Origin of the sequence: Croceicoccus sediminis (assembly GCF_007570835.1) — a bacterium.
GTDB classification, from domain to species: Bacteria; Pseudomonadota; Alphaproteobacteria; order Sphingomonadales; family Sphingomonadaceae; genus Croceicoccus; species Croceicoccus sediminis.
In genome coordinates, this window is the sequence record NZ_SUNC01000001.1 from 228,073 (window position 1) to 245,553 (window position 17,481).

General features: G+C 62.7%; 15 protein-coding genes and 2 tRNA genes. 3 read left to right on the plus strand and 14 right to left on the minus strand.

From position 1 onward, the window contains the following. Positions 1 to 65: 65 nt before the first annotated feature. The 11 genes from phoB to recJ all read right to left on the minus strand — a co-directional run bounded on the left by phoB (position 66) and on the right by recJ (position 11,251). Entirely contained in the window at positions 66 to 755 is a 690-nt protein-coding gene (phoB, locus tag FAX90_RS00885) for a phosphate regulon transcriptional regulator PhoB (RefSeq protein ID WP_144094670.1), read from the minus strand. Positions 756 to 845: 90 nt separating this feature from the next. Then, the gene (gene phoU, locus FAX90_RS00890) at positions 846 to 1,520 is read right to left on the minus strand and encodes a phosphate signaling complex protein PhoU (protein ID WP_144094672.1); all 675 of its coding nucleotides are present in this window, start codon (positions 1,518 to 1,520) and stop codon (positions 846 to 848) included. A 32-nt stretch (positions 1,521 to 1,552) separates the two neighbouring features. Next, a complete protein-coding gene (gene pstB / locus FAX90_RS00895) occupies positions 1,553 to 2,362 on the minus strand; it encodes a phosphate ABC transporter ATP-binding protein PstB (protein WP_144096774.1) in 810 nt (269 codons plus the stop codon). A 9-nt stretch (positions 2,363 to 2,371) separates the two neighbouring features. Next, positions 2,372 to 3,655 carry a phosphate ABC transporter permease PstA gene (pstA, locus tag FAX90_RS00900; protein ID WP_144094674.1) on the minus strand — a complete coding sequence of 428 codons (1,284 nt, stop codon included), beginning with the start codon at positions 3,653 to 3,655 and terminating at the stop codon, positions 2,372 to 2,374. Positions 3,656 to 3,659: 4 nt separating this feature from the next. Continuing rightward, the gene (gene pstC, locus FAX90_RS00905; RefSeq protein WP_144094676.1) at positions 3,660 to 5,042 is read right to left on the minus strand and encodes a phosphate ABC transporter permease subunit PstC; all 1,383 of its coding nucleotides are present in this window, start codon (positions 5,040 to 5,042) and stop codon (positions 3,660 to 3,662) included. A gap of 24 nt (positions 5,043 to 5,066) precedes the next feature. Continuing rightward, positions 5,067 to 6,110, minus strand: a complete 1,044-nt coding sequence (locus FAX90_RS00910) for a substrate-binding domain-containing protein (RefSeq protein ID WP_144094678.1) — start codon at positions 6,108 to 6,110, stop codon at positions 5,067 to 5,069. Between the two features lie 159 nt (positions 6,111 to 6,269). Beyond that, positions 6,270 to 7,649, minus strand: coding sequence for an OprO/OprP family phosphate-selective porin (locus FAX90_RS00915; protein WP_144094680.1), 1,380 nt, complete (start codon positions 7,647 to 7,649; stop codon positions 6,270 to 6,272). Between the two features lie 154 nt (positions 7,650 to 7,803). Continuing rightward, positions 7,804 to 9,012, minus strand: coding sequence for an ATP-binding protein (locus FAX90_RS00920; RefSeq protein WP_144094682.1), 1,209 nt, complete (start codon positions 9,010 to 9,012; stop codon positions 7,804 to 7,806). A gap of 134 nt (positions 9,013 to 9,146) precedes the next feature. Continuing rightward, positions 9,147 to 9,221: transfer RNA gene (locus FAX90_RS00925), tRNA-Glu, on the minus strand. A gap of 50 nt (positions 9,222 to 9,271) precedes the next feature. Then, positions 9,272 to 9,346, minus strand: a tRNA-Glu gene (locus tag FAX90_RS00930). Positions 9,347 to 9,451: 105 nt separating this feature from the next. Further along, complete coding sequence (gene recJ, locus FAX90_RS00935; protein WP_240704655.1) at positions 9,452 to 11,251, minus strand: single-stranded-DNA-specific exonuclease RecJ; 1,800 nt, start codon at positions 11,249 to 11,251, stop codon at positions 9,452 to 9,454. Positions 11,252 to 11,350: 99 nt separating this feature from the next. Here recJ and FAX90_RS00940 point away from each other — a divergent pair, with 99 nt between their 5' ends. The 3 genes from FAX90_RS00940 (at position 11,351) to FAX90_RS00950 (ending at position 13,233) form a co-directional block, all read left to right on the plus strand. Then, the gene (locus FAX90_RS00940) at positions 11,351 to 11,839 is read left to right on the plus strand and encodes a flavodoxin family protein (protein WP_144094684.1); all 489 of its coding nucleotides are present in this window, start codon (positions 11,351 to 11,353) and stop codon (positions 11,837 to 11,839) included. Positions 11,840 to 11,927: 88 nt separating this feature from the next. Continuing rightward, a complete protein-coding gene (locus FAX90_RS00945) occupies positions 11,928 to 12,671 on the plus strand; it encodes a hypothetical protein (protein WP_205700600.1) in 744 nt (247 codons plus the stop codon). A gap of 22 nt (positions 12,672 to 12,693) precedes the next feature. After that, complete coding sequence (locus FAX90_RS00950) at positions 12,694 to 13,233, plus strand: AHH domain-containing protein (protein WP_144094688.1); 540 nt, start codon at positions 12,694 to 12,696, stop codon at positions 13,231 to 13,233. A 58-nt stretch (positions 13,234 to 13,291) separates the two neighbouring features. Here FAX90_RS00950 and leuA read toward each other — a convergent pair whose 3' ends face one another. The 3 genes from leuA to FAX90_RS00965 form a co-directional block, all read right to left on the minus strand. Further along, entirely contained in the window at positions 13,292 to 14,962 is a 1,671-nt protein-coding gene (gene leuA / locus FAX90_RS00955) for a 2-isopropylmalate synthase (protein WP_144096776.1), read from the minus strand. Positions 14,963 to 15,234: 272 nt separating this feature from the next. After that, positions 15,235 to 16,668: an amidohydrolase family protein gene (locus tag FAX90_RS00960; protein WP_170234812.1), complete on the minus strand. Its 1,434-nt coding sequence runs from the start codon at positions 16,666 to 16,668 to the stop codon at positions 15,235 to 15,237. 102 nt (positions 16,669 to 16,770) lie between these two features. Beyond that, complete coding sequence (locus FAX90_RS00965; RefSeq protein WP_144094692.1) at positions 16,771 to 17,421, minus strand: YceI family protein; 651 nt, start codon at positions 17,419 to 17,421, stop codon at positions 16,771 to 16,773. Between the last annotated feature and the right edge of the window lie 60 nt (positions 17,422 to 17,481).

The following is a 17,481-nucleotide window of genomic DNA, read 5'->3' on the forward strand; positions in this document are numbered from 1 at the left end:
CCCGGAGGGCCATCCCTTTGCTTTTTAAAGGCTAGGCTTAGACCAGCGTTGAGTCCAGCCGCAGTTCAAACGGCTTCGAAAGCATACCCGGCAGAGCGGACGGTGCGAACCGGATCCTTGCCGCTTTCGACGGTCAGGCCCTTGCGCAAACGGCGGATGTGAACGTCAACGGTGCGCAGTTCGATATCGCTGCCCGTGCCCCAGACCGCGTCGAGCAATTGGCCGCGGCTAAACACGCGGCCCGGGTGTTCCATGAAGAACTTGAGCAGGCGGAATTCGGTCGGGCCGAGTTGAAGCGAGTGTCCGCGGCGGGTCACGCGGTGGCTGGTGGCGTCGAGCTTGATGTCGCCGACTTCCAGCATCTCTCCGGCAAGTGCGGGACGCACGCGGCGCAGAACTGCGGAGACGCGCGCGATCAGTTCGCGGGGCGAAAACGGCTTGGTGACATAGTCGTCCGCCCCGGTTTCGAGGCCGCGAATACGGTCGTCCTCGCTGCCCCGTGCGGTGAGCATGACGATGGGAACATGGGCGGTGGCCTTGTCGCGGCGCAGGCGGCGACAGATTTCGATGCCGCTGGTCCCTTCCACCATCCAGTCGAGGATGACGAGATCGGGGGCCTGTTCGGTGGCAAGGAGCATGGCTTCATCGCCGTCGGCAGTTGCCACGACGTCATAGCCTTCGGCTTCGAAGCGGTACTGGAGAAGCTCTGCCAGCGAGAGGTCGTCTTCAACGAGGAGCAGGCGTGGAGAAGGCAAAATCGGGCCTTTCGGTCTTTTCGAACTGCACCACCTTCACACGTCTTTTGTTACCCGCTTATGACAAGAAGGCGACCATCAGACGTTCCCTTACGGGTTCATTTCTTCGCGATCCGGCGGATAGACGCCGGTTGCGGCAAAGTGGACCATTTCGGCCACGTTCGTCGCGTGATCGCCGACGCGTTCGACATTGCGCGCAACGAACAAAAGCTGTGCCGCCGAACCGATCGTTGCCGGGTTCTCCACCATGTAGGTGACGAGGTTGCGGAAGATCGAATCGTAAAAGGCATCGACCACGGCGTCCCGCTGAATGACTTCGCGGGCGAGCTGCGGGTCGCGGGCGGCATAGGCGGTCAGCACGTCGTGGACCATTTCGGCTGCGACTTCGCCCATTGCCGGGATCAGCGCGATCGGTTCGAAATGGCGGCGTCCTTCGATCTTGCCGACGCGCTTGGAGATGTTTTTCGCATAGTCGCCGATGCGTTCGACGACGCCGGCGATCTTCAGCGCCGCGATCACTTCGCGAAGGTCGTCGGCCATCGGGGCGCGCAGGGCGATGATACGGACGGCAAGGCGATCGACTTCCGTTTCCAGCGCGTCAATTTCCTTGTCTCGGGTGATGACTTTCTCGGCCAGGTCTTCGTCACCGTTGACGATCGCTTCCAGCGCTTCCTGCACCGAAAGCTCGGCCAGACCGCCCATCTCCGCGATGAGGCCGCGCAAACGCGTGATGTCTTCTTCGAAGGCCTTGACCGTATGTTCCATGCTGCCTGACTTGTCTCTTTCAAATCGCCCGGTCATCCGTAGCGGCCGGTGATGTAATCCTTGGTCCGTTCTTCGCGCGGATTGGTGAAAATGTCACTGGTACGACCATATTCCACGAGGTTTCCGAGGTGGAAAAACGCCGTGCGCTGCGAAACGCGGGCGGCTTGCTGCATCGAGTGGGTGACGATCACGATGGCATAACGCCCGCGCAGTTCGTCGATCAGTTCCTCGATCCGGGCCGTGGCGATCGGATCGAGCGCCGAACAGGGTTCGTCCATCAGGATGACTTCGGGATCGACTGCGATGGCGCGGGCGATGCACAGGCGCTGCTGCTGTCCGCCCGAAAGCGCGGTGCCCGAATCCGCCAGGCGGTCCTTAACTTCTTCCCAAAGGCCGGCGCGCTGCAGCGACTGTTCGACGATCTCGTCCAGTTCGCTCTTCGATTCGGCGAGGCCGTGAATCTTGGGGCCATAGGCGATGTTGTCGTAGATCGATTTCGGGAACGGGTTCGGCTTTTGAAAGACCATGCCGACACGCGCGCGAAGCTGCACTACGTCCATCTTCGAGCGGTAGATATCCTCTCCGTCTAGGAGGATTTCGCCGTCGACACGCGCGCTGGGGATCGTGTCGTTCATGCGGTTGAGCGTGCGCAGGAACGTCGACTTGCCGCAGCCCGACGGGCCGATGAATGCGGTCACGTACTTGGTGTGAATGTCGATCGACACTTCGTCGATCGCCTTCTTCTCACCATAGTAGACCGACACCTTGCTGGCGCTGATCTTCGCGGTACCGGCGTCGCTGAAAGCTGTGTTCGCCTGTCCCTGGAGGTCCGGGTTATTCATCTTCATCCTTTACCAGCGCCTTTCGAACCGATTGCGCAGATAGATGGCCAGGCCGTTCATGACCAGCAGGAACAGCAAAAGAACGATAATCGCTGCGCTGGTGCGTTCGACGAAGCCGCGGTCGATTTCGTCCGACCAGAGGAAGATCTGGACGGGAAGCACGCTCGACGGGGAAGTAAATCCGTCGGGCGGGGTGGCGACGAATGCGCGCATGCCGATCATCAGCAGCGGCGCCGTTTCGCCAAGGGCACGGGCCATGCCGATGATGGTGCCGGTCAGAATGCCGGGCAGGGCCAGCGGCAGGACGTGGTGGAACACGACCTGCACCGGTGATGCACCGACGGCCAGCGCGCCGTCACGGATCGAGGGCGGTACCGACTTGATCGCGTTGCGGCCCGAAATGACGATGACCGGCATCGTCATCAGCGCCAGCGTCATGCCGCCGATCAACGGGGCCGAGCGGTAGTTCGGGAAAATCGCGAGGAAGACAGCGAGGCCCAAAAGGCCGAAAATGATCGAGGGAACAGCCGCGAGGTTGTTGATGGACACCTCGATGATGTCGGTCCACTTGTTCTTCGCTGCGTATTCTTCGAGGTAGACCGCGGCCAGCACGCCGATCGGGAAGGCGAGAGCAAGCGTGATTATCATCGTCAGCAGCGAACCCTTGAGCGCGCCCCAGATGCCCGCTTCCTGCGGGTCGGTCGCGTCCGCGCGGCTGAAGAAGCCCCAATCGATGGCGCGCGTCAAAGCGCCTTGGGATTCGAGCTCGGCGGCCAGCGCCCGCATTTCGGGGCTGCCTTCACCGCGGTAAGCGGCGGCAAGGTCTTCGCTGACCGGCACGGATACGACGGTATCTTCGGAAAGCATCGAGGGGCTTGAGATCAGCTGGCCGGCAAGGTCACGCCATGCACTGCTGCCCAGCTGCTCTGCCGCTTCGGGGCCATAGGCCTCGCTCGCCGCGAACTGGAGAACGTCAGGCAGGCCCGCGCTTTGCAGTGCGCCGAGCGCGCCCGGCTGCTCCAGACGGTCCTGCGAGATGGTGAGACCCGCGCCGCCGAAATCGACCGGCACCTTCATTTCGGTGCGCGTGAAACCGGCAATGCCGTTTGCCGTCATCGTGATCAGCAGGAACGCCAGCACCAGTGCCGAGAACAGCACCGATGAAAGCGCCAGCAGCTTGAACCGGCGTTCAGCGGCGTATCGCTTCTGAATGCGCGCTGCCAGCCGCTCGTTGCGGGCCTTGCGGACAAGCTCGGCGTCGTGTGCGGATGCGTGAGGGGTCGCTTCGCTCATGATCTTACTCGTAGGCTTCGCGGTAACGTTTGACGACGCGCAGTGCGACGAAGTTCAGTGCCAGGGTCACAAGGAACAGCACCATGCCCAGCGCAAATGCGGAAAGCGTCGCCGGATGGTCGAAGCTGCCTTCGCCGGTCAGCATTGCGACGATCTGATAAGTCACCGTGGTCATGCTTTCGAACGGATTGGCGGTCAGGTTCGCCGCGGCACCGGCGGCCATCACCACGATCATCGTTTCGCCGATCGCGCGGCTAATGGCGAGCATGACGCCCGCGACAATACCGGGAAGCGCGGCGGGGATCAGGACTTTTCGGATCGTCTCCGACTTGGTCGCGCCCATTGCCAAGCTGCCGTCGCGCATCGCGCTTGGCACGGCGGCGATGGAATCGTCGGCCATCGAGGACACGAACGGAATGATCATCACGCCCATGACGAGCCCGGCGGCAATCGCGCTCTCGCTCGACGCGCTGGCGATACCGACCGAGCGGGCCACGTCGCGGATGAAAGGGGCAACAGTCAGCGCCGCGAAATAGCCGTAGACGACGGTGGGAACACCGGCGAGGATTTCGAGGATCGGCTTCATCCACTTGCGGAACGTGGGGTTCGCGTATTGCGTCAGGTAGACCGCGCTCATCAGGCCCAGAGGGATCGCGACGATCATGGCGATGATCGCACCGATATAGATCGTGCCCCAGAACAGGGGCAGTGCGCCGTAATCCTCGCTGTTGGTGAAGGACGGATCACCCATCGGGTTCGGCGACCATTGGGTTCCGAACAGGAAGTCGATCGGATTGACCATCCCGAAGAAGCGGATCGTCTCGAACAGCAGGGAGGCGACGATACCGAAGGTGGTCAGGATGGCGACCAGCGATGCAAGCAGAAGACCCAGCATGACGCCGCGTTCGACGCGGGTGCGCGCGGTGAAATCGGGGCGCAGGCGGGTGAAAGCGAAGACCCCGGCGGCAAAGCCGACCAGCACCGTCACGACCATGCCGATGATGCCGTAAAAACGCATCGCTTCTCGTGCGGGTTCGACCAGTTCGGCTGCCAGGGGATTGAACACGCCCTGGGCCGAGCCGCTGGCCACGGCCATCGCCTCTGCCAGGACCGAATCGCGGGTAATTCCGAATGCGGGTAGTTTCGCGGCGGCAGGATCGGACAGGATCGCCTGCATCACCAGGTTCGGACTTACCGCGTTCCAGACAAGTGCGAATATGACGGCCGGTACGAACGCCCACATGGCGACGTACCAGCCGTGATAATTCGGCAAGGAGTGCAGGCGAACGCCCTCATTCGAGGCGAATGCCCAGGCACGTGACCTTGCGGCCAGCCATCCGATCAAACCGAGACCGATGGCAACGAGTACAAAGATGGCTGGCGACATATTCCCTGACTTTTTAGGTCCGGACTATTTCAGTTTCGAGGCGTCGATGACGGTCATGTTCGTCACGACATCGGCGTTGGCGGACTGTATCTCGTCGGTCGACGCGATCATGCCCTTGCCCGTAAGCAGGCCGCCCTTGCCCCAATTCGAAACCCAAGTCGAGAGATACTCGCGAAGGCCGGGGATCGCATCGAGATGCTGCTTCTTCACATAGACGTAAAGCGCGCGGGCACCGGGATAGCTGTTCGAGGCGATGTTGTCGTAAGTCGGTTCGACGCCGTTGATGGCAAGACCGCGCAGCTTGTCGGCGTTCTCTTCAAGGAAGGAATAGCCAAAAATGCCGATCGCTTCGGGGTTCGAGGCAAGCTTCTGGACGATCAGGTTGTCGTTTTCGCCCTGCTCGACATAGGCGCCGTCATTGCGAACACCGGTGCAGATCGCTTCGAAGCGTTCCTCGTCGGTGTCCTTGAGCGCCTTGGTCGCCGGGTCCGACTTGCAGCCTTCGGTCATGATCAGTTCGGCCAGCGCATCGCGCGTGCCCGAAGTTGCCGGCGGGCCATAGACGAGGATCGGCTCGTTCGGGAGCGAGGGGTCGATGTCGGACCAGTTCTTGGCGGTGTTCGGCTTGCCATAAGGCTCTGCCGCGATGGCTTCGTAAAGCTGCGCGGTGGTGAGGCCGAAAGTCGGGCCTTCCTTCGATTCGGCGATGGCGATGCCGTCCTTGCCGACTTCGACTTCCATGACTTCGGTGACACCGTTGGTCTTGCAGGTTTCAAGCTCGCTTGCCTTCATGCGGCGCGATGCATTGACCATGTCGGGGTATTCGGTGCCGACGCCTGCGCAGAACAGCTTCATGCCGCCGCCGGTGCCGGTCGATTCGATGATCGGCGACTTGTACTGTCCGGCGTAGCTGCGGGCGAATTCCTCGGCTGCGGCCTTGGCGAAGGGATAGACGGTCGACGAACCGACGGCCTTGACCTGGTCGCGCGTGGACGCCTGCTGTCCGCCGCAAGCCGCGAGGGCGAGGCTGGAAACAGCGGCAATGACGAATGTCTTGGTGAAGCGCATGGAATGTTTTCCTTTTTCTTGAACTCTTGCCGGGCGCTCTATGGACCTGTCGTGACAATGATATGACAGCCACGCGTCGCCCGGTCAAAAATTTGAAAACCTATTTACATCAATGATTTGTCAGGTTTTCCTGACGAGCCTGTGAACAAAATCCGCGGATCAGAAGTCGATCTGGGCGCGAACACCGAAGGCATCGACCCCGTACGAGGTGTCTCCGCCCGCCGCGACGAGGGCGGCATCGGTATATTCCAGCCGGCCGTAGTTCATCATCAGGCGGGTGTAGTCGGTCGGCGTCCAGATCAGCGAGACGAGGTAACCGTCCTGCGTTCCGCCAGCGATGGTGCTATCGTTGAGATCGAGGCGATCGTAGCGCACGTTGATCTGCACCGCGCCGATGCCGCCCTCGTCGACGGGGTTCGAAGGCTTCACGCGGTCGAAAATGCCCTTCTTGTAGCCGCGGCTGTCACCGCCGGTCAGGAAGTATCCGACTTCGGCATAACCACCGAAGAAAGTCGGATCGGACAGGCCGGGGCGGGCCGACTTCTGCCAGAACGCTTCGCCGGCGAAGTGGAACGGGCCGTTGATGGCCGCCGCTTCGAGGCCGTAGCCGGTTTCCGAGGTCGCGAGGTATGCGCCGGTGTCGATATAGCGATTGCTGGTAAAGTGGACGAGGGGACGCTGGCGATAGCGGACCGACAGGTTTTCCTTGTCGAGTTCGGTGTAGTGGACCGATCCGCCGAGGTGGAGCTGGGTGTTGCCCATTTTCGGCATGAAGACGACGCGGCCATCCGCGCCCCACTGCTTGTTCGACAGTTCTTCCATGTTGTCGGTGAACAGGCCGCCCTGGACCAGGACATCACCGGCTGCGACCGATGCCGAGAGACCGACACGGCGCTCGAAATTGAAGGCGTCGGTAAAGGCGGCACGTTCGATGAACGAGGTGAAACGGCTGCTGGTCAGCTCTTCCATCGACTGGAAGTTGTTCTGCTGACCGGCGGCGACCTTCAGGCCGCCGTCTTCGTACGTGATCATCGCGTCGGCAATCTCGACCTCGTTACCGGCGAAGTCGGCTTCGAACTTGTAACCGAAGCCGCCCGGAACGTCGCCTTCGACGCCAAGGCGGATGCGGCGAGCCTCGTTGCCAAAGCCGTCTTCACGGCCGTCGATGTCGGGTGCGTTGGTGAAACCGGCATCGTACTGAAGGCGGCCGCGCGGCTTGAAGCTCCAGCCACCCTTGCCCTCGATCAGCGGCGCGCCCTTCCATTTGACGGTCGTGTCGCTCTTGGCTTCGTTGGCAGCGGCAAGCGCGGTGCCAGAGGTTTCGGTGGCCGCGCTGGCAGCAGTGGTTGCGGCATCGGCTTTCGCTTCTGCGACGACAAGCTGGTCTTCCAAGACGTCGATTCGGGCCGCCATCGCCTGCATCTGGGCGCGCATGGCCTCGATCTCGGCCTGCATGGCCGATGCGTCCTGCGCCTGTGCGGGGGTGGAGATTGCGGTCGCGGCGGCAACGGCGATCAGCGAAACCTGATTGATCCTCATGACGATTCTTGCCTTCCTGACAATTCGATGTCTGAACGGCGACGCATCTATGACCGTCACGTGACGCTTTTGTTACAGTTGGCCGCCAAGGCACTATCCTGCCGGGGATAACCGTATCGGCCGCTGTAATATCAGGGTAATTTTATGACGCGGTTCAGGCCGCGGAAGCCGCTTCGGCCGGGCGATGGCGCGGCAGGCGTACGGTGATCGTGGTGCCGACACCGATCTTGCTTTCGATATCCATGCGCCCGCGATGCCGTTCGACGATGTGCTTCACGATGGCAAGGCCCAGACCCGTCCCGCCGACGGCGCGGCTGCGGCCGGGATCGGTGCGGTAGAAGCGACGGGTGAGATGAGGCACGTGTTCGGGCGCGATACCTTCGCCGGTGTCGACCACCTTAAGCTCGAACAGGTCGTCCCGGCGCTGAACTGACACGCGAACCGGTTCCCTTTCCGATCCATACTTCAGCGCATTTTCGATGAGGTTGCGGGCAAGCTGGTGCAGCTGCTGCTCGTCCCCGCGAACCGGCATCGGCACGCCCGCGCGTTCAAGGATGATGCGATCCTTGCCGTGCAGAGACTGCATCCCGGAAACCAGCGTTTCCATGCTGTTGCCGAAATCGACGACCGTAGCGGGCAGGTCGTGCTTCTCCGCCTCGATGCGGGACAGGCTCATCAGGTCTTCGACCAGAGCTTGGAGCCGTTTGCCTTCGCGCGCGATCGTTTCGAGGAAGCGCTTGCGCGTTTCCGGTTTCATCGGGCGGGCCTGTTCTTCTTCGTCCGCATCGACGAGCGTCTCTACATATCCGATGATCGAGGCGAGCGGCGTGCGCAGTTCGTGGCTGGCATTGGCGACGAAATCGGTATGCGCGCGGCTGATGTCCGCCTCTGCCGTGCGGTTCACCAGTTCGATCATCGTCTTGGTCGCATCGACGGGGCGAAGCGATATCGCCCAGACGCTGCGCGGGCCGGTCAGGCCGCGAATGATCGCTTCGCCGCCCTTGTCGCTTTCCAGCAGGCGCACCGCTTCGGGATGGCGCAGCGCGACGCGGGCGTCCTGTCCGACGACATGGGGGCCAAGCACATCGCGCGCGGCGCTATTGGCCAGAACGATGCGTCGGTTTTCCATGACGAGATAAGGCAGGCTGAGCGGTTCAATCAGCTCGCGCATCCGGTCTTGCGTGATCGCCATGCCGTCATCGCGCGGTTTTTCCCGTTCGGGTGCAGGGCGCAGCACCAGCAGCGACCCGCACCAAACGATCCACAGCGCGAAACTGATGAGGAATTCGTACGTGGCGATCAGCAGGGCGATCGAGCCCGCCGTGGCAAGAGCCAGTCCAGCCCAAGGCATGGTACGCTTCATCGCGGACCATCCGTCTTGGGCGTTGCCGAAAACTTGGCGCAGGGAATCACGTTGGCATTCGTCACGGCGACTGGCTGTAGTCGCGCGAAACGCGCCGCGCCACTGTCATATAAACGTAATATCAGGGAGGAGACTGGTGACCCCTACGGGAATCGAACCCGTGTTTCAGCCGTGAGAGGGCCGCGTCCTAACCGCTAGACGAAGGGGCCGTGCCTGACCGGGGCAAACGCCGCGCCGGAGTGGCAAATACTGCACCGCGTGGTGACCCCTACGGGAATCGAACCCGTGTTTCAGCCGTGAAAGGGCCGCGTCCTAACCGCTAGACGAAGGGGCCACGTCGCGGTGCAGGTGGGCCATCTACGGTCGCTTTCGCGGACGGTCAAGGGACCATTTGCACTTTTATTGCGCGAAGCCGAAATTGGTTGTCGGCAAGCCTGCCTCAATCGGCAAAAGCGGCGTCCTCCACGTGAAGCTCTGCCGCCGGGACCGCCCCCCAATCGTCGATCTTCGGTCGTCCCGCCAGCCACAGGCTGCGCCCGCGCGATGCGTGGAGGAGCGCTTGCCCCATGTCGCTTTCCTCCGCGCGAAAGACGATTGCCTTGAACCGCGCGCCGTCCTGTCCGGCTGCGATCAGGCGCACGTGGCCGTTGCCGACAACGTCGGCCTTCACCAGCTTCACCGGGCCGACCGCGATGCGCGGCGCGGGCCAGCCCACACCGAAGGGCCCCGCCGATTCGAGCAGTTCGACCAGATCGGGTTGCAACCCGCGCGGGCTGACCGAGATGTCCACGACGGTCGCCTGCGATGCGCGGGCGCGGTCCACGTCGCGGGCAAGCTGGCTGTCCAGCCAGTCGGCCAGGGCATCGATTTGCCCTTCTTCCACCGTCAGGCCCGCCGCCATCGCATGACCGCCGCCCTTTACCAGAAGCCCGTGTTCGCGGGCGGCGATGATCGCGGCGCCAAGATCGACCCCAGAGAGCGACCGGCCCGATCCCTTGCCTTCGCCGTTTTCGTCGAAGGCGACCACGATCGTCGGCTTGCCTGCCTTTTCCTTGATACGCCCGGCCACGATGCCGATCACGCCGGGATGCCATCCCTTGCCCGACAGGACGAGGACGGAGCGGTTGTGCTGCCCGGCAAGTTGTTCTTCCGCTGCGGCCTGGACCTCGGCCTCGATCGCGCGGCGCTCTTCGTTCAAGGCATCGAGGCGCGAGGCGATGTCCTGGACTTCGGGCAAGTCCTCTCCGGTCAACAGGCGCACGCCCAGCGTCGATTCGCCCACGCGCCCACCGGCATTGATGCGCGGGCCGAGCGCGAAACCCAGATCGCTGCATTGCGGTGCGCGTTTCAGGCGGCTCGTGTCGATAAGCGCGCTAAGACCGACGTTGCGGCGATGTGCCATGACCTTGAGGCCTTGTGCCACGAAAGCGCGGTTCAAGCCGTGGATCGGCGCAACGTCGGCAACCGTGCCCAGCGCGACGAGATCGAGCAGGCCCATGAGGTCGGGGGCAGGGCGATCCGCGAAGAATCCCCGGCTGCGCAAGGTACGCACCAGCGCCACGCCGAGCAGGAAGGCGACGCCGACGGCGGCAAGGTGGCCGTGCGATGCGGCCTCGTCGCTCGAATCGAGGCGGTTGGGATTGACCAGCGCGACGGTCCTGGGGTTTTCCGAAGCACACTTGTGGTGGTCGACGACGATCACGTCGATGCCCGCTTCGTGCGCCATGGCCAGCGCCTCGTGCGCCATGGCCCCGCAATCGACCGTGACAATCAGGCTGGAGCCTTGCTCACCGATCCGAACCAGCGCCTCTCCCGAAGGGCCGTAGCCTTCGAGCAGGCGGTCGGGGATATAGTGCGCAGGGTTCGCGCCCAGTTCGCGCAACAGGCGGATAAGCAACGCGCTGCTGGTCGCGCCGTCCACGTCGTAATCCCCATAGATCGTGATCGCTTCACCCGAAACGACGGCCTGCGCCAGGCGGTCGGCGGCGGTGTCCATGTCGGCAAAGATCGAGGGATCGGGCAGGAAGTCGCGGATCGTGGGATTGCGATGCCGTTCGATATCTTCGGCCGAGACCCCGCGCGAAGTCAGCAATTGCGTGACGAGGTCTTCCCCCGCCATGCCGCCGCCCGCGCCCAGTGCCATGTTGCCGCCGCGCCAGCGCCATGCCTTGCCGCTGAGCGAGTGGGTGATCCCGCAGGCCGCGCCTTCGAGTTCGTGATGTCCTGCTAAAGATGCCATGTCAGGCAGATACAGCATCGCAGGCCTGCTGCGCAAAGGTCAGCGCAAGACGCGTCCACGCCTTTCCACCTGCACGGCGGACCTGCTAGCCATGAAGACATGAGTGAAGACGCGAACCTTCTTATCGTCTGGCATTCGCGAACCGGCGGAGCCGAGGCGATGGCTGGTGCAGCGGCAGTCGGTGCCGCGGGACGCGCAAGGCTTATCCAATGCGACGAGGCCGGTCCCAACGACTTGCTGGCGGCAGGGGCGTACCTTTTCGTCTGCCCCGAAAATCTCGCGTCGATGTCAGGCGCGATGAAGGAGTTTTTCGACCGTTGCTACTATCCGGTGCTCGGCAGGATCGAGGGCAGGGGCTTTGCCACTGCGATCGCCGCGGGGTCTGACGGCGAGGGGGCGACGCGGCAGATCGACCGTATCGCGACGGGGTGGCGGCTGAAACGCGTGACGGATCCCCTGATCGTCAATTTCACGGCGCAGACGCCAGAGGAGATCATGGCGCCCAAGGTGCTGTCTGCTGAAGACGAGAAAACCTGCCGCGATCTGGGGGCCGCCCTTGCCGAGGGGCTGACGCTCGGTATCTTCTGATAGTGAGACCAATGCATCGTCGATGCGTAATTTTGTGTCCATATCGGATACAGCCCGTGTCTTGGCCCTCGACGGATCACAAGGCGACTTGCATATCAAGACCACAGCGCAGCGGGAGCGCGGGACGATGGACGGCAACGAAACAAATTCCGATGACATGATGGCTGCCGGGAAGGCTTGCTTCCGGTTCTGGTTCGACGACGCCAAACGTGCCGAGGACAAGCTGGCTGCCCGTCATGGCGCGGCTACCGTCCCCGTGTCGATTTCGTACAAGGGTCTGGAATTCAGCCTGCGGCCCGCATCGGCCGGTGTGGACGACGCCCAGTTCATCGCGGTCAATCCGATCGACCTCCCCGAAGGTCCCTCGCACGAACTGATCTTTGCCGGGGGCGAAGCGGGATCGTTCGCCGCGCTCGCCATGGTAATGACCACACTCGCCGCCGAGATCGCTGAGGCCGGGGCTGCCCGCGCCGTCATGTGGGTTCCGTCAGGCACGGTCACGGGCGCGGATTTCTTCGTGAAACTCGCAAAGGCATGGGCCGATGGGGGGGCATTCCCCGCCATGGTCCTTGTCGCTTTAAAGAGCGATGGGAACGCGGGGCTTACCTCGCGGGGGCTCGATCTCTTCTGCGGACAGGAATTGATGCTCGACCTCGCGCCGATGGCGATGCCCGAACAGGCGAAGGTTGCGATCCGGATGATCGATCATCTGGTTGCCGAAGGGCCGGTAACCGAAAACGAAATCGTTGAAGTCGACGGCTTCGGCTCTTTCGAAATCGGTCCGCGCAACAGTGGTAAGAATATTTACCTTAGACGCACACCATTTGCTTAAACCTGCCTTCCCATGAAGCGGCATGGGAACGGGCAAGGAGTCGCATTGCCGAAACCATAACGCGGTCCGCTGGTTCTCCAGTGTAAATCGACGCGGTTGGGCTGGGCACCGCAGGGGTTGGCAAAAACACCACCTTCTGCCGCGCCAGACTTTTGCCCGCCGCAGTTTTGCGACGATGTTTTATTCGATTTCTCCGAAGGGGGAGTGGTTCAACGATTTCAACGTGAACGGCATGCTTTTGCCGGGAACGGAGGCGGCAGCACTGCATGCGGGGCTTCCCCTGCATCGCGGGCCGCACAGAATTTACAATGAACTGGTGTTCGAAAGGGTCGGCGCAGTTGAAATGGAGTGGTCGCACACTCGCAGCCGTAATGAGCTGCTTGCACGAGATGTCGCCTTGGCGCGCATCCGTCTTATCCAGCGCGGGTTGGCGCGTGGATTGGCAAAGGGCGGCCATGGTCCCTTCGTGTTGAACCGCCGCGATCCGATCGGGCGCGACAAGGATTTTTCCGACCTCGATGCGATGGCAGACGCACTGTGGGGCGCAGTTGCCGACGTGTGAATCTGGCGGCGGCAAGTGTCCCTGCCGCCGCCGTATCAGGATCAATCCGGACGCGTGATCAGTCCGGCCGCGTGGCGTTCGCCGCGCTCAGGATCGCGCGCACGCTAGCAGTCGCGACGTCGGCGCTGATGCCGACGCCCCAGACGATGTCACCGGTATCAGTCATGCATTCGACATAAGCCGCCGCACGTGCGTCCGAGCCCTTGGACAAGGCGTGCTCGGAATAATCGAGCACTTCGAGTGTCATGTCGAAAGCGTCCGAAAGCGTCGCCACGACGGACGAGATCAGCCCGTTGCCGCGGCCCGAAACCGTGCGTTCCTTGCCATCTTCGCTGATCGTCCCGGAAAACACCCGTGTGCCGTCCTTGGCGCGCTGTTCCTCGTAATCGACCAGCTGGAAGTGCTGCGGGCGCGAAATGTGATATTCGTGCCGGAAGGTGTCCCAGATATCCTCGGCGTTGAGTTCGCGCCCGGTTTGGTCGGCCATGCGCTGCACCGCCTTGGAGAAATGCGCCTGCATCCGCTTGGGCAGTTTCAGGCCCTTGTCCTGTTCCAGAACCCAGGCAAAACCGCCCTTGCCGGACTGCGAATTGACGCGGATCACCGCCTCGTAATTGCGGCCAAGGTCGGCAGGGTCGATCGGCAAATAGGGCACGCGCCACTGTTCGTCGTTCTGCTTTTCGTGCGCCTCGAAACCCTTCTTGATCGCGTCCTGGTGGCTGCCCGAAAACGCGGTGAAGACCAGTTCGCCGCCATAGGGGTGACGCTGGTGCACGGGGATCTGGTTGCAGTATTCGACGGTCTCGATCACGTCGTCGATGTCGGAGAAGTCGAGGCCCGGATCGACGCCTTGCGTGTACATGTTCAGCGCCACGGTCACGAGACAGCAGTTGCCTGTCCGCTCGCCATTGCCGAACAGGCAGCCTTCGACGCGGTCCGCGCCCGCCATGATGCCCAGTTCCGCCGCCGCGACGCCGGTGCCACGATCGTTATGCGTGTGCAGCGATACGATCGCGCTTTCGCGGTTGGGGAGGTTGCGGCAGAAATACTCGATCTGGTCGGCGTAGATGTTGGGGGTGGCACATTCGACCGTCGCCGGCAGGTTCAGGATAATCGGACGTTCCGGCGTCGGCTGCAGGATCTGCATCACCGCCTCGCAGCACTCGATCGAAAAATCGAGTTCGGCCGTGCTGAACGTTTCAGGTGAATATTCGAAGTGCCAGTCGGTGTTCGGGCGCTTGCCAGCCTCGTCACGGATGACCTTGGCCCCGGCCTCTGCGATGCCGCGCACTTCTTCTTTCGTCATGCGGAATACGATGTCGCGCCACGCGGGCGAGACCGCGTTATAGACGTGGACGATCGCCTGCTTCGCGCCTTCCAGGCTGTCGAAGCTGGTTCGGATCAGGTCTTCGCGGCTTTGCGTCAGGACCTGTACCATGACGTCGTCGGGGATGCGGCCCGAACGCACCAGGTTCTGGATGAAATCGAACTCGGTCGCGCCCGCGGCGGGGAAGCCGACTTCGATCTCTTTCAGGCCGACCTTGACCAGCAGGTCGAAGAAGCGGTTCTTCTTCACGCTGTCCATCGGATCGATCAGCGACTGGTTGCCGTCGCGCATGTCGGTCGACAACCAGCGCGGCGGCTTGGTGATCGTGCGCGACGGCCATTGGCGGTCGGCGATGTCGATCTGCGGGAACGGACGGTACTTGGCCGAGGGGTTTTTCAACATCCCACCGGGTGCTTTGCCTTGCGGAGCTTGGGTCATGACAGGAACTTCTTGGCTAATTCGACTGGGCTTTGGTGGCTTTCGATCCCCCGGGCGACAGGTGCGCCGCCAGCGGACAGCGCAAGGGTCACGCCCGAGGGCGAGTAAGTCGAAGTAGCAGGCCCAGGGCCGTGGAGGCGTAAATCGCGGTCATTGCGAAAGCGGCTATGGTCGCTCGATTCCTCTTTGTCCAGACCCGAATCCGGCCGTTTTCGGCCCGGTGGCAAAGTCTGGGTTCAGCCGCCACTTTCCTTCAACAGGGGCGTCACGTCGGTTCCCTGGGCCTGCAAACCTTCGATCACGTTGGCCTGCGTGCGCGAGACATCGGCTTTCGCGGCCATCAGCTTCAGCGCCTCGATCGCTTGCCGGTCGTGGACCTTGCCTTGCGCAATTACCAAGGCCGGATCGGACAGTGTCGCCAGCCCCTTGGTTGGATCGGCGTCGAGCACCAGCAGGTCTGCGGCGCAGCCGACCGCGAGACACGCGTGCGTCTCGCCTTCTTTCAGCACGGAAGCGGCATTGACGGTCGCGGTCTTGAGCACTTCCACCCGCGTCAGGCCGGCCTCTTCCAGCAAGTTCAGTTCGTCGAGCAGCGAGAGGCCCGCCGGATTGGCGTGGATGCCCGCATCGCTTCCGGCGACAAGCGTAACACCGGCATCGGCCATGGCCTTCGTCATCAGCTTGTAGAATTCGAAAGCTTTACGGGCAGGGGCCACGGCCTCGTTCGCCCAGCGGTCGTAGTTCGGCTGTTCCTGCGCGACCAGCATCGGGTTCAGCCATTGGGTACCGGGCCGCGACACGTAGGCGCCCTTGGTTTCGGCGGTGCGGAGCAGGTTGTAGAACGCTACCAGCGTCGGATCGACGGCGACGCTCGCATCAGCAATATCCGCGGCCAGCGCCTTTGCGGCATCGGAATCGCGGCTATCGCGAAGGCCGTGCCAGACGATGCTTTCGGTATGTTCGATGGTGACGAACCCTTGATCAAGCAGGTCTTCGAAGGGGATGTTGAAGGGCTTTTCGTAAGGCATGCCCTCTGCCCGGCGGCCCTCGGGCGTATGGCCCATGATCGTCATGCCCAGGGTGTCAGCCTCGGCCTTGATCCCGCGCCATGCCTCTGGCGTCAGGTTGGAATAGACCTTGATCCGGCGAAAGCCCGCTTCGTGCTGGGCGCGGACGGCTTCGCGCGCTTCTGCTTCGGTGTCGACATATTGGTGGATGATCTGGCCGTTGGGACCGTGGCTGTTGAGGATCGGCCCGGTTGTCACGATGCGCGGGCCGGCAAGCTCACCGGCCGCGACGCGCTTCGCCAGTCGCAAGTGGAACGGCATTCCCGATGCGTTACGCACCGTGGTCACCCCGTGGGCGAGATTGGCGGCCAGTTCCGCCTCGTCCCAGATATGGACGTGCATGTCGTAAAGACCGGGCATGACGACGCGGCCTTCGCCTTCGACGACGACCGCATGGTCAGGGGCCTGGATTTCGTCGGCGACGCCGATCGCGACGATCTGTCCGCCGTCGATCAGGATGGAGCGGTTGGCGGCAATTTCCGGCTGTTCCGCATTGAGGTCGAGAACGCCGACATTGCGAAGCAGCAAGGGCTCCGCCGTGACCGGAACTGCCGCAAGCAGCGCGGTGCCTGTCAGACAGGCAGCCAAGATCCGTGATTTCATGTTGACCCCCATGATGCCGACCCGCGCCAAGGCCTAACCCACTGGGGCGAATTTGCGAAGGGGTGACCCGGCGCGGCGGACGGGCTGCGCCGGGCCATTACCTCACTGCTTTTCGAATCCCGCCGAGATGTCGAGTTCGACTTCGTCCGAAACGAGGGGGAGGAAGGCGTCGATCCCAAAGGTGCTGCGCTTCAACAGTGCGCGACCTTCAAAGCCCACGGTTTCGGCCTTGCTCATCGGATTTGCGCCCGCGCCAGTGAATTGCGCGGCGATCACCACGGGGGCGGTGACGCCGTTGAGGGTCAGATCGCCGACGATCTGCGCGGTCGTCTCGCCAGTCGGTGTCACCATGGTCGAAACGAAGCGTGCCGGGGCCGGATCGGGACCGAAGAAATCGGGAGCCGCGCCGTCGGAGCCGGGACGCAGCAAATGGTCCTTCAACCCTTTTGATGCGGTCGCGACCGAAGCGATCGGGATCGTCACGTCAAGCTTTGCTGCCGAAGGATTGGCCGGATCGAGTTCAAGCGTTCCGGTCACGTCACCGAAGATGCCGAAATAGTCGTTGAAGCCGAAATGGTTCACGCGCCAGCCGACCAACGTATGGCTGGGATCGGTCGCGTAAGTACCGGCGGTCACACGCGATGCGTCGACAACTCCCGGCAGGCTGGGTTCTTCGTGGTGATCGGCCAGAACCGGCGCGGCAACGGCAAGGCCTGCGGCGGCAAGGATGGCAGGTACGAAAAGTCGCTTCATCGGGTTTCCCTTTGCTACATCACTGCACTGGAGTGTGGTGCCTGCGCCGGAAGGCTTCAA

Excerpts from the sequence above, each read along its gene's own strand:
- phoU (WP_144094672.1), bottom strand. The coding sequence starts at position 1,520 with ATGGAACATACGGTCAAGGCCTTCGAAGAAGACATCACGCGTTTGCGC.
- pstB (WP_144096774.1), bottom strand. The coding sequence starts at position 2,362 with ATGAATAACCCGGACCTCCAGGGACAGGCGAACACAGCTTTCAGCGAC.
- pstA (WP_144094674.1), bottom strand. The coding sequence starts at position 3,655 with ATGAGCGAAGCGACCCCTCACGCATCCGCACACGACGCCGAGCTTGTC.
- pstC (WP_144094676.1), bottom strand. The coding sequence starts at position 5,042 with ATGTCGCCAGCCATCTTTGTACTCGTTGCCATCGGTCTCGGTTTGATC.
- FAX90_RS00910 (WP_144094678.1), bottom strand. The coding sequence starts at position 6,110 with ATGCGCTTCACCAAGACATTCGTCATTGCCGCTGTTTCCAGCCTCGCC.
- FAX90_RS00915 (WP_144094680.1), bottom strand. The coding sequence starts at position 7,649 with ATGAGGATCAATCAGGTTTCGCTGATCGCCGTTGCCGCCGCGACCGCA.
- FAX90_RS00920 (WP_144094682.1), bottom strand. The coding sequence starts at position 9,012 with ATGAAGCGTACCATGCCTTGGGCTGGACTGGCTCTTGCCACGGCGGGC.
- recJ (WP_240704655.1), bottom strand. The coding sequence starts at position 11,251 with ATGGCATCTTTAGCAGGACATCACGAACTCGAAGGCGCGGCCTGCGGG.
- FAX90_RS00940 (WP_144094684.1), top strand. The coding sequence starts at position 11,351 with ATGAGTGAAGACGCGAACCTTCTTATCGTCTGGCATTCGCGAACCGGC.
- FAX90_RS00950 (WP_144094688.1), top strand. The coding sequence starts at position 12,694 with ATGGGAACGGGCAAGGAGTCGCATTGCCGAAACCATAACGCGGTCCGC.
- leuA (WP_144096776.1), bottom strand. The coding sequence starts at position 14,962 with ATGTTGAAAAACCCCTCGGCCAAGTACCGTCCGTTCCCGCAGATCGAC.
- FAX90_RS00960 (WP_170234812.1), bottom strand. The coding sequence starts at position 16,668 with ATGAAATCACGGATCTTGGCTGCCTGTCTGACAGGCACCGCGCTGCTT.
- FAX90_RS00965 (WP_144094692.1), bottom strand. The coding sequence starts at position 17,421 with ATGAAGCGACTTTTCGTACCTGCCATCCTTGCCGCCGCAGGCCTTGCC.